Here is an 11,049-nt window from a genome sequence, read left to right as displayed (position 1 = left end):
CGGAACGCCGGACGTGAGTCCAGACCATTTCCAGCACCTGTAGACGGACGGCATTCAATCGGCCACGGGCGCTGCGGCTCTCTCACCATCAACCGATCGGTTCGGCAAGAAAGCCGTGTGTGCGCTTGCGTCGGCTACGGGCCACATGGCTCAGTGGTCGCATGCCCGAACCCGACTGGATGCACTGGGCCCGTCTCGAACAGCACACGCGGGAACAGCGTGAGCAGAACCAGAGAGAGATGCTACGGCCGGTGGGCTCGCCCGGCCAAGGCCCCGGCGGCCGCTGGATCAGCTTCCCCGGCGGAATCGTCGGCGTCGCGCTCGCCTGCCTCGTCATCGTGGTCGTCTTCGGCGGCAGGCAACTCTTCAGCGACAACTCGGCACCGACGCCCGCCGGGACGCTCGCCGTTGTCGCTCCGGCCACGTTGCAGGGCCGGCCGCTGAACACCGACAGTCAGTTCGACCATGGCAATAACCTGACCGAGACCCGGTTGTCCGGGATCGGCGGCACGACGAGCGTTTTCAGTCGCGTCTACGGCACGTCGAACGACGACCTCATCATCGTCGGAGCGGCAGTCGGCACTTACACCGACTTCTCCCGCACCGTGGACTACGTGGTGGATGCGGTGGAGGGCCACGGGCTTGGCGCTTACCACTCGGTGGATCCGGGACGGTTCGGCGGGTCAGCCAAGTGCGGCGGCTACATCGCATCTGGAATGAACCTCGGCGTGTGCGTGTGGGTCGACCGTGGAACCGTAGGCGAGATCGTCTTCTATAACTCCGACGCCGCCCAGGCCGGCAAGGCCCTGGCCGCGACCCGCGGCGAGCTCGAACAAACCGTCGGCTAAATGAACCACGTCCACGTCCACGTCCACGTCCACGTCCACGACCTGCGGATCGTCGCCGCGTGCACGATCTCCGATCGCAGAGCGCCGCCCCCGCCTATCGGTGACGGTCTCCGGATGGCTGACTGCGTGCCGTGACGTTCGATCCGTACCTTCGTTGCCCAGAAAGGGACTACCTTGCGACACACTTACCGGGCACTGGCCGTCACATCATCGGCCCTGGCCCTCGCCACCAGTCTTAATGCCTGCTCCAACGACTCCAGCGACGAGTCGGCGGCGCCGGCAGTGGCCCAAGTCCATGGCCAATACCCCGCGTTGGACCCGTTCGTCGGCGAGTGGGCGGGCAACTGCCCGAATGGCCAGCCCACGCTATCCATCGATCAAAAGCAGTACGCCGGCCAAATCTCGGACGGCACCACTACCACTGTCGTATACCTGCAGACACGGACAGCAGACGATCAGCCGCAACTGGCGTTCACCCGGGAATTCAATCAATACCGCGAAGGCGAAGATATGGACCTCGCTGTCAAATCTCTCGCGGACGGCGGCCAACAACTGATCATCGGCGACAACGAGATCGTTCTCGCCCTCTGCAGCAGGTAACCACCCCGCCTCGATCATCGAGCCGGCTCGGCGTGTGCGTCACGTTTAGGGACCGGCGATGGGCACACACCGGCCTACGAAGCCGGATAGAGGCCCAGTGGCCGCTGCGCTCAGGGTGATGATCGCTGGATGGGCGCAGCAGGCCGAATGATCAGGGCCGTGAGGCCGCCAGACACGCCGAGGGCGTCGGGCGCATTGAGTTCCCCACTTTTATGGAGCCTTCTGATCCAACGCCACCGCGCCCACACCACCACGTGACCTCAACCGCCGCGCGGCCTCGTCTCCGGGCACCGCTTCTACGGCAGGGCGCCGATGTGGGCCAGCAGGGTGCGGGCGCCGCCAGACGGCGGGACTCGGGCGCCGGACCAGATGGCTCGCAGGGGGCGGTGCAGGTCCAGGCCGGTGACGGGGATGTGGCGTAGGCTGCCGGCTCGGAGGTCGTCGGCGACGGCCAGGCGGCTCAGGGCGGCGGGGCCGGCGCCGGCCAGGACGGCGGCGCGGACCGCGGCGGCAGTGGACAGCTCCAGGGCGGGTTGGGCGGGGACGTAGTCCTTGCCCAGGGTCTTGCGCAGGGCGGCCGTCAGGAAGTCGCGGGTGCCCGAGCCCGCCTCGCGGGTGACCAGCGGCGTCTCCCCCAGCTCGGCCGCGCCGACGCCGCCGGGGCGGCGGGACCAGCGGTGGGCGGGCGGGACGACCAGGACCAGGTCGTCGTGGGCGACCACCCGGCTGCGCAGGCCGCGCGGGGCGGTCGGGCCTTCGATGAAGCCCAGGTCGGCCGCGCCGGCGCGGACCTGCTCGATGACGGTGTCGCTGTTGGTGGCGGTCAGCACGACCTGCACGGGAGTGTCGCCGCGGCGCTCGGCGTCGGCCTGGAGGCTGACCAGCCAGCTCGGCAGCAGCTGCTCGGCGACGGTGAGGCTGGCGCTGACCCGGATCCGGCTGCGGCTGTCGTCCCGCAGCGACGCCAGCCCGGTGTCGACCTCGTGGGCGAGCGTGATCAGCCGGTCGGCCCACTGGGCCACCACCACCCCGGCCGGTGTCAGCTCGGCGCCGCGGGTGGTGCGGGTGGCGAGCCGGATCCCGGTCTGCGACTCCAGCGCCGCCAGCCGCGCCGACGCGGCCTGCTGCGACACGCCGACCTCGCGCGCGGCCGCGCTGAGGCTGCCGGTCCGGGCGACGGCGAGGAACACTTCGAGGGCTGCCAGGTCGGGCATGCGCGCGCTGAGGGCCACAACGAGACATGGTAACCGGGTACAACCCACGCTTGTGACTCCACAAGATCGGGCCACCTACCGGCCGGGCCTGGGCCGCACGATCGTGGGACGTATGACCGCGACGATCACGACCGCTCCGCCCCGCCTACCCCAGACCGGAAACTTCGGGCCGAACTGGTTCGCGTCGGTCATGGGCACCGGCATCGTCGCCACGGCGGCCGTCTCGCTCCCCGTCCACCTGCCCGGGTTGCGCCCGTTCGCGGTGGCCGTGTGGGCACTCGCGGCGGTCCTGCTGGTGGCGGTGACGGCGGCGACGGTGCTGCACTGGCGGCGGTATCCGGGCACGGCGCGCGGTCACCATCTCGACCCGGTGATGGCCCACTTCTACGGCGCGCCGCCGATGGCGCTGATGACCGTGGGCGCCGCGACGTTGCTGGCCGGGCGTGAGGTCATCGGCGGGACGGCCGCGCTCGCCGTCGACGCGGTGCTCTGGACGGCCGGCACGGTCGGCGGGCTGATCACGGCCGTCGCCGTGCCGTACCTCCAGTTCACCCGGCATGACGTCGACGAGCGGGCGGCGTTCGGCGGCTGGCTGATGCCGGTGGTGCCGCCGATGGTGTCCGCCTCGACCGGGGCCCTGCTCATCCCGTACCTTCCGGCCGGGCAACCCCGGCTCACGATGCTGGTGGCCTGCTACGCGATGTTCGGGCTGAGCCTGATCGCCTCGTTCGCCGTCATCCCGCAGATCTGGCAGCGCCTGGCCGTGCACAAGGTGGGCCCGGCCCGCATGGTGCCGACGCTGTGGATCGTGCTCGGCCCGCTCGGCCAGTCGATCACCGCGGCCAACCTGCTCGGCGGCGCCGCGGCCCACGTGCTGCCACCGCCGGCCGCGGACGCGCTGCGCCTGCTGGGCGTCGTCTTCGGCGTACCCGTGTGGGGTTTCGCCCTGCTGTGGATGGCACTGGCCACGGCGATCACCGTCCGCGCGGCCCGCGAGCGCCTGCCGTTCACGCTGACCTGGTGGTCGTTCACCTTCCCGGTAGGCACGTGCGTGACCGGCACATCGGCGCTGGCCACCCACACCGGCTCGGCGATGCTCGCGGCCGCCGCCGTCCTCCTCTACGCGGGCCTCTTGGCGGCATGGGCCGTCGTGGCCACCCGCACCGCCAGGCTCGTCACGCGCTGAGCAGCCCACGGCAGCACGCCCCAGACGAGGCACACGTTGAGCAGCCCGCAGCAGCACGCCCCGGACGAGGCACACGTTGAGCAGCCCGCAGCAGCACGCCCCGGACGAGGCACACGTTGAGCAGCCCGCAGCAGCACGCCCCGGACGAGGAGAGCGGCCGCGACAGTGCGGCCGCGGCGGCAGACCGGCGGCGGCATGCCGGGACCACGGAGGGGGCGCGCGCAATCGGACTAGCCTTCGCCGATAAGCGCCCCCACCGCGGTCATCGCCTCGGGGAAGGTGGCTAGCAGGGCTGGTCTCTCCGGGGCGGGCGCCGCCCACTCCCCCAGGCAACCAAGCAGGCCGGCCACCGCGTCGGCCGCGGCCGGGTGGGCGGCCAGGAAAGCGGCGGCCGGGTGAGCGCCGGCCGGGCCGGCGCCGGGGTGTGCGGCATGTCGCCTCGGTGCCGGCTGACGGTCCCATGGCGGGGTCCAGGCGTCGAGGGCCTCCAGGGTGGCCGGGAAGGTGCGGCCGGCCTCCCGGGTCAGGACCGGGACCAGCTCGGCCGCCTGGGCGCGCAAGGTGGTGATCAGGGTGGGCAGCCAGGGCAGCAGGACCGGGTCGGGCAGGCGGCCGAAGGCTTTGGACAGGGTCTCGACCACGAACGGGGCCAGGCGCGGCACCGGCTCCAGCGCCTGCACGAAACCGCTCACGTACTGCGGGACCGAGGGCACCACCAGCGGGTTGCCGAGCAGCCCCTCCACCCTCGTGCGCAGGTCGGCCAGGGGCAGGGCGCCGAGCTGGTGGCGGGCCGCCCACAGCAGGGCCAGCTTGGCCGGCGACTCGGGGTGGGACTGGCGGACCGCCAGCTCGAGCTGCGCGCGGTCGCAGCCCAGCGACAGGGCCAGGCTCTCCATGCTGAACAGGAAGCCGAGCATCGCTCCGACCTGCCGCACCCCGATCTCGTCGTCGACGAACGCGGTCGGCAGCAGGGTGCAGTAGTGCGCGTACCCCTCGGTGACGAACCGCTCGCACCAGGCCGGCAGCGCCGGGGCTGTGCTCCGGTAGTGCCCGAGCAGCCGCCGGACCCGGCGCAGCACGACCGGGGCCTCGTCGACCGTGCGCTCGGCTTTCAGCAGCTCGACCGCGCGGGCGCCGAGCTCGTCGGTGAGCCGCGGGCTGGACAGGAACAGCAGCGAGTCCTCGACCGCCTTGAGCGCGATCGCCGCGGTGGCCGAGGAGTCCCAGGCCGCGCGGCGCAGGCGCTGCTCCAGCACCTGTTCGACGGTGACACCCTCGTACCCCAGCTCGATGATCGTCCGTTGGTGGCGGCCGAGGTCGAGGTCCCAGCTCTCCTGGAAGTGTTTCTCGCCCAGCCGGCGGGATCCCATGATCGGGCGGACCGCGTGGTCGGGCAGCAGGTAGCGCAGCATCCACAGCAGCTGGGAGCAGGCCGCCAGGTCGGGCCGGGCGGTCAGGTCGAGCAGCGCCCGCTGGATCGTGCGCTGTTCGAGGTTCAGCCCGAGCGGGGCCAGCCGGTCGAACACGTCGCGGGCCAGCGGCGGCAGGGCGTCGTAGCCGACCTGGCCGATCCGGTCGCCGCCGAGCAGGATCTCGCAGAGCCGCCGCACGTCGCGCCGCCCGGGCACGACGTCTTTCTCGATGCAGGTCACGGCGGCGTCGGCGAAGTCGTACGGGGTGGGCCGGGCCCGCCCCCGCATCCCGGCCAGCAGGATCGACGTCTCGAAGACGGCGATCGCGTCGGCCGTGCTGGCCAGGTATCCGTTGCGGCGGGCCAGCCGGACGATGTCGACGCACCAGTCGCGCAGCTCGGCCTCGTCGAGCCCGTCGAGCGCGGGCGGCCCGGACAGATAGCCGGTGAGCTGGTCGGCCGCCGGCTCGTCGGCCTGTGGCGGGGGCAGCGCCTTGCGGGTCTTCTTGTTGCGCCCGCCTTTCTGCCCCTCCAGCTCGAACGGCGTGAGACGCGACTTGGCCAGCCCTTTCTGCCAGGTGGCGGCCGCGATCGAGACCGAGCCGGGCGCGAGCCCGAACTGCGCCTCGATCGCCGAGTGGCTCGACGGGATGAGGCCGTAGAGCCAGGTCGTGCCGGTCCGCGGGCTGATCGCGAAGTCCGGCGTGCCGGCGGCCGAGCCGACCTCGGGCAGCCGGCTCGCCGCGTGGAACGCCCCGCAGATGTAGAGGCAGTCGGCCGGGTCGGCGCCGCCGGCGGCCAGGTGCTTCCGGATGCGCGTCCACATGTAGCGCTCGCGGTCCTCGTCGCTGCGCCAGCGGGCGCCGTCGTGCGGCGCCAGCCGGCGGAACAGGCTGCCGATGAGGATCATGACTTGGCGGTACGTGTCGTGGTCGGCCCCGGCCAGCGGCTGCTCGACGTATTGGTCCCACCACTCCGACCAGTGCCGGACCCGGCCGTGGTGCAGCAGGTGCTCCTCCAGCTCGGCGAAGCGCGGGCGCAGATCGCCGATCTCGACGCCGACCGCGTCGCCGTGCAGGTCCTCCTCCTGCTTCTGCTCCGGCTCGGCCCCGTCGTCGCGGGGCGCCCACTGGAAGAGGTGATCGGTGGAGCGGTCGACCAGCACGAGCTCCACGCCGGGCGTCTCCAGCGCGTACGAGATGGCCTGGTACTCGGCCGAGCTCTCGGTGATCGGGGCGATGACGCTGAGCGGCGCCGACTCGACCGGGAAGCCGTCGAGCTCGGAGGCGAACGCCTGCACCGCCACCGGCAGCCGGCAGTTGCGCAGCTCGGTGAGGATCGGCGCCATGTCCTCGCACAGCTCCAGGTAGATCACCTTCGGCTGTTTCTCGCGGAGCCGCCGCACCATGGCCAGCGCCGAGGCCGGCGAGTGGTGGCAGACCGGGAAGATCTCCAGCGGCTCGCGCAGGGCGTGCTCGACGTCGTCGACCATGCCGGTGAGGATCTCAGGCAGGGCGGCCGGCCCGCCGGACAGCGCCTCGGCCGCGCCCAGCAGCTGAGCGCGCAGCGGGTCGAACGGGCCGCTCATGACAACGTCGCGATCGCCCGACGGCCGCCCTCGAGGAACCCGGCCCACTCGCCGCCGTCCTCCTTGCTGCGGGGCTCGATCACGCCGTGCCAGTACTTGTTGAGGATCGCGAGGTCCTCGGGGCTGCGCCGGGCCAGCGACCCGACCAGCGAGCCGGCCAGGGTCTCGGCGGTCAGGGCGGAGGCGCCGAAGAAGTTGCTGTGCAGGATCGCGTCTTCCAGCACGCCGATCTGCTCGGCCGTGGACAGCGCCGACTCGAGCTTCTCGTCGTCGCTGCTGGCCGAGCTCGCGGCCGCGCGCAGGTCGGCGAAGCTCTGCAGGAGCACGTCGAGCAGGGTGGGCGGCACCTCGAGCTCGATGTTGTGGCGGCGCAGCAACTCCTCCGTACGGAATCGGACGATCTCGGCTTCGCTCTTCTTGTTTGTCACCACCGGGATGCGGACGAAGTTGAAGCGGCGTTTGAGGGCCGAGGAGAGGTCGTTGACGCCGCGGTCGCGGCTGTTGGCGGTGGCGATGATCGAGAAGCCGGGCTGGGCGAAGACGATGTTGTCCTCGTCGAGCTCGGGGATGGAGACGTATTTCTCGGACAGGATCGAGATCAGCGCGTCCTGCACGTCGCTGGTCGAGCGGGTCAGCTCCTCGAAGCGGCCGATGACGCCGCCCTCCATCGCGGTCATGATCGGCGACGGGATCATCGAGGCCCGGGACTGGCCCTTGGCGATGACCATGGAGACGTTCCACGAGTATTTGATGTGGTCTTCCGTGGTGCCGGCGGTGCCCTGCACGACCAGCGTCGAGTTGCGGCTGATGGCCGCCGCCAGCAGCTCGGCCAGCCAGCTCTTGCCGGTGCCCGGGTCGCCGATGAGCAGCAGCCCGCGGTCGGAGGCGAGGGTCACGATGGACCGCTCGACGAAACTGCGGTCGCCGTACCATTTCTGGCCGATCTCGCGGTCGAGGCCGTCGGCCCGCTCGGAGCCGAGGATGAACAGCCGCACCATCTTGGGGCTCAGGCGCCAGGAGAACGGTTTGGGGCCGTCGTCGATCGACTCGAGCCAGTCCAGCTCGTCGGCATACTTGATCTCGGCCGGGGGCCGCAGCATCTCGCTCATTGAATGTCTCCCTATGCCACGAAGTTCTTGAGCTCGGCGACGAGCTTCTGGATCTTGCCGGAGATCACGGGCGTGCCGAGATCTTTGAAGCGCTGGCGGAACCACGGGTTGACGCTCTGGGTGCCGGAGCTGTTGACCGAGCCGACCGGGATGAAGCGCACCCCGGAGCGGTGCACCGCCTCGATGCCGTCGAACAGCGGCTGGGACCGGTCGAACTCGTAGAAATCCGAGATCCACACCATCACCGTGTTGCGCGGGTCGGCGATCTTGGGGCGGGCCATGGCCATCGCGACCGGGCCGTCGTTGCCGCCGCCCAGCTTGGTGCGCAGCAGCACCTCGAACGGGTCGTGCACCCACGGGGTCAGGTCGAGCGCCCGCGTGTCGTAGGCGATCAGGTGCACGTCGACCTTGGGCAGGCCCGCGAAGATGGAGGCCAGGATCGTGCAGTTGACCATCGAGTCGACCATCGAGCCGGACTGGTCGACCACCACGATCATCCGGGCCGGAGTGACTCGCTTGGCGGTCTGCCGGTAGAAGAGCCGGTCGACGTAGAGCCGCTCGTCCTCGGGGTTGTAGTTGGGCAGGTTCTTCCAGATCGTGCGGTCGAGGTCGAGGTTGCGGAACACGCGTTTCGGCGGCACCGAGCGGTCGATCGTGCCCGCGCTGGCCTGCGCGACCTGGGTGCGCAGCACCGCGGCCACCTCGTCGATGAACTGGCGGATCAGCCGCTTGGCGTTGGCCAGCGCGACGCCGTCGAGGTTGTTCTTGTCGCGCAGCAACTGGTCGATCAGCGACATGCTCGGCGTGAGCCGCGCGGCCAGGCGCGGGTCGGCCAGAACCTCGCGCAGCCGCATCCGCTTGATCAGGTCGCCCTCGATGCCGGCCAGGACCTTGCCCTCGGGCCGGCCGCGCAACTGGCCCGGCTCGTGGCCGAGGGCACGCTCGAACCAGCCGGCGTCGGCCTGCCACCGGCCGAGCTGCCCGGCGCTGACATCGCCGCTGCCGGTGTCGAAGACGTTGAGCAGCAGCTTGGAGGCGAGCGCGGCCCGGCGCACCTCACCCTCACGGTCGTCGTCGCCGGGCGTCATGAGGCCGTCGAGCTCGGCCGCCAGGTGCGGGTGGCGCTGCACCAGGTTGTCGATCGAGGCGCCCGGGTCGAGCAGCGCCTCCGGAAGCCCCTCGTCGCCGACGATGGCGACGCTGGCCGACTCGAGCGCGGCCTGCTCCTCGGGGTCGAACAGGCGGGCCAGAAGCCGCCAGTAGAGCACCTGTCGCCGGTTTTCCGCGGTCATTTGCGCAGCAGCCTTCCCGCTCGCTCCCGGAGGACCTCGACGGCGCCGCCGGCCGCCGCCTCGGCCTTGGCCGCCTTGGCGTCGGTGGGGCCGAGCGCCCAGTCGCCGGCGTGCGCCACGACCGGCTTCTTGCGCACGGTCGCCCGCACGGCGAGCGGCTGCACGACCCAGCGCTCGCCGTCGAAGCGCAGCAGCCCCAGCACGGCGTCGGCCGCGGCGACCAGCTCGGGGGTGAGCGGCCCGGCGGCCGGCAGCCGCTCGGTGTCCACCTCGAAGCCGCCGCCCTCGAGCAGCACCGGCTCGGCGATCGCCGCCGGGTGCCGGTCGAGCGGGGCCGTCGACGACGCCACGGCCTCGGCCAGCAGGACCCGGGCCGTGGTGAACGGGTCGGCCGGCTCGCCCGGCCGCGCACGGCTCTCGTCCCAGATCAGGTCGCCGGCGGCGGTGAGCGTCATGCCCGCCACCTCAACCGAGCGGTGCTCCGCGAGCGCGCCCAGCAGGATCGGGAAGGCGCTGAGCATGCGCCACGCCGACGGCCCGCTGATCGTGTCGACCTTGGCCGCGGCCACGCTCGTGCGGACCAGGCGGACGCCCGCTCCGGTCTCGAGCAGGGCGTGCACCTGGCACCGGAACACTGTCGGATGCTCGTGCAGGTCGGCGCCGAGGATCAGCAGCCGCCCCTCGGCCGGGGCCGACGGCTCGGCGGGCAGGCCGTCCTGCGAGAGCACCAGCGCCCTGGTCCAGAGGTCGGCCCAGCGGCGGACCGGCACCCGCGGCAGGGTGGCGACCGGCGCGGCCGACCGCAGCTCGGCCCCGAAGCCGTCGAGCAGCACCGCCAGGCGGCGGCCGGTCGGCTCGGCCAGCAGCGCCCGCACCGCCGGGGCGCCACCCGCGGCGAGCTCGTGGTCGACGCCGCGCCAGCCCGCGAGGGCCAGCTCGCGCAGCCAGGACCGACTGCCCGCGGTCAGGTGACCCGGCTCGGCCGGGCCGGGCGGCGCCGGCCGGGGGTCGCGGGCACGGCCGGCCGCGGCGTCGAACTGGGCGATCAGCGCGTCGTGGGCGGCGCCGAGCAGCGCCACCCGGCAGCCGGCCAGGGCGGCCAGATGCTCGTCGGTCACCGTGCCCGCGACGATCTTGCCGATCGCGTCGGCGGCCCGCCCGGCCAGCGGCGAGGAGCCGAAGGCGGCGGCCACGGCCTCGAGGGCGGCCGCCCGGTCGTCGTCGAGCCGGGCCAGGCCGTGCACGAGGGCGTCGTCGAGCCCGTCGGCCACGGCGAGCACCTCGCCGAACCCGGCCGGGCGCGACCGCAGCGCGTCGGCCAGCATCAGCGCACCGCCTGACTCGTCGCCGGGAACCACTGCAGGTCGGGCAGCGGATCGGTGGTGGGCGGCACCTCGAGATAGGCCAGGTGGCGCAGGAAGCTGCTGAACACCTCGGCCGCCCGCTGGGGCGCGGCCACCGGGTGCAGGGCGGGCCACAGGTCGGTCTCGCCGGACGGCGGCTCGACCTTGAGGTAGCGGGCCACGCGCTGCACCCCGTACTGCGCCAGGGCCGCCTCGAGCAGCGCCTTGAGATGGTTGCAGGGGCGGGAGCCGCCGCCGAGGCCCCCGCACGGACGGTTGTTGTTGGTGTTGCAGCTCAGCCCGTGCTCGGCCGCGGTGATCGACGAGACGTAGACCCTCTCGACGTCCGACCCGCTCGACACCACTCCCTGCAGCCGCCCCTCGGCGAGCTCCACGAACGGCACCTTGGCCAGCTTGCGCGCCCGCACGGGCGCCATGACCGGGGCTGTGCTGCGCCG

The 11,049-nt window shown here is 72.1% G+C and carries 9 protein-coding genes; 3 read left to right on the top strand and 6 right to left on the bottom strand.

Annotated features, from left to right (window positions below):
* The first annotated feature begins 161 nt into the window (after window positions 1-161).
* Complete coding sequence (locus CRP55_RS40130; protein WP_097327230.1) at window positions 162-848, top strand: hypothetical protein; 687 nt, start codon at window positions 162-164, stop codon at window positions 846-848.
* 174 nt (window positions 849-1,022) lie between these two features.
* Complete coding sequence (locus CRP55_RS40125; RefSeq protein WP_143235265.1) at window positions 1,023-1,448, top strand: hypothetical protein; 426 nt, start codon at window positions 1,023-1,025, stop codon at window positions 1,446-1,448.
* Between the two features lie 296 nt (window positions 1,449-1,744).
* Here the strand turns inward: CRP55_RS40125 and CRP55_RS40120 are convergent, their stop codons facing one another.
* Window positions 1,745-2,680: a LysR family transcriptional regulator gene (locus tag CRP55_RS40120; protein ID WP_097327228.1), complete on the bottom strand. Its 936-nt coding sequence runs from the start codon at window positions 2,678-2,680 to the stop codon at window positions 1,745-1,747.
* Between the two features lie 94 nt (window positions 2,681-2,774).
* On the opposite strand from CRP55_RS40120, the gene CRP55_RS40115 reads away from it, so the two are divergent.
* On the top strand, window positions 2,775-3,848 hold the full coding sequence (locus tag CRP55_RS40115) for a TDT family transporter (RefSeq protein ID WP_097327227.1): 1,074 nt from the start codon (window positions 2,775-2,777) through the stop codon (window positions 3,846-3,848).
* Between the two features lie 230 nt (window positions 3,849-4,078).
* Here the strand turns inward: CRP55_RS40115 and CRP55_RS40110 are convergent, their stop codons facing one another.
* The 5 genes from CRP55_RS40110 to CRP55_RS40090 are packed head-to-tail and all read right to left on the bottom strand — an operon-like array spanning window position 4,079 to window position 11,028.
* The gene (locus CRP55_RS40110; RefSeq protein ID WP_097327226.1) at window positions 4,079-6,847 is read right to left on the bottom strand and encodes a DUF5682 family protein; all 2,769 of its coding nucleotides are present in this window, start codon (window positions 6,845-6,847) and stop codon (window positions 4,079-4,081) included.
* Complete coding sequence (locus CRP55_RS40105) at window positions 6,844-7,956, bottom strand: ATP-binding protein (RefSeq protein WP_097327225.1); 1,113 nt, start codon at window positions 7,954-7,956, stop codon at window positions 6,844-6,846. The genes CRP55_RS40110 and CRP55_RS40105 overlap by 4 nt, the downstream gene beginning before the upstream one ends.
* An 11-nt stretch (window positions 7,957-7,967) precedes the next feature.
* Entirely contained in the window at window positions 7,968-9,248 is a 1,281-nt protein-coding gene (locus CRP55_RS40100) for a vWA domain-containing protein (RefSeq protein WP_097327224.1), read from the bottom strand.
* On the bottom strand, window positions 9,245-10,573 hold the full coding sequence (locus tag CRP55_RS40095) for a hypothetical protein (protein ID WP_097327273.1): 1,329 nt from the start codon (window positions 10,571-10,573) through the stop codon (window positions 9,245-9,247). The genes CRP55_RS40100 and CRP55_RS40095 overlap by 4 nt, the downstream gene beginning before the upstream one ends.
* A complete protein-coding gene (locus tag CRP55_RS40090; RefSeq protein WP_179855543.1) occupies window positions 10,573-11,028 on the bottom strand; it encodes a hypothetical protein in 456 nt (151 codons plus the stop codon). Before CRP55_RS40090 ends, CRP55_RS40095 begins: the two co-directional genes overlap by 1 nt.
* Window positions 11,029-11,049: the final 21 nt, after the last annotated feature.

Source organism: Paractinoplanes atraurantiacus (genome assembly GCF_900215205.1).
Lineage (GTDB): Bacteria > Actinomycetota > Actinomycetes > Mycobacteriales > Micromonosporaceae > Actinoplanes > Actinoplanes atraurantiacus.
This window is presented reverse-complemented; position numbering and strand designations above follow the sequence as displayed.

Excerpts from the sequence above, each read along its gene's own strand:
- CRP55_RS40130 (WP_097327230.1), top strand. The coding sequence starts at position 162 with ATGCCCGAACCCGACTGGATGCACTGGGCCCGTCTCGAACAGCACACG.
- CRP55_RS40115 (WP_097327227.1), top strand. The coding sequence starts at position 2,775 with ATGACCGCGACGATCACGACCGCTCCGCCCCGCCTACCCCAGACCGGA.
- CRP55_RS40110 (WP_097327226.1), bottom strand. The coding sequence starts at position 6,847 with ATGAGCGGCCCGTTCGACCCGCTGCGCGCTCAGCTGCTGGGCGCGGCC.
- CRP55_RS40105 (WP_097327225.1), bottom strand. The coding sequence starts at position 7,956 with ATGAGCGAGATGCTGCGGCCCCCGGCCGAGATCAAGTATGCCGACGAG.
- CRP55_RS40100 (WP_097327224.1), bottom strand. The coding sequence starts at position 9,248 with ATGACCGCGGAAAACCGGCGACAGGTGCTCTACTGGCGGCTTCTGGCC.
- CRP55_RS40095 (WP_097327273.1), bottom strand. The coding sequence starts at position 10,573 with ATGCTGGCCGACGCGCTGCGGTCGCGCCCGGCCGGGTTCGGCGAGGTG.
- CRP55_RS40090 (WP_179855543.1), bottom strand. The coding sequence starts at position 11,028 with ATGGCGCCCGTGCGGGCGCGCAAGCTGGCCAAGGTGCCGTTCGTGGAG.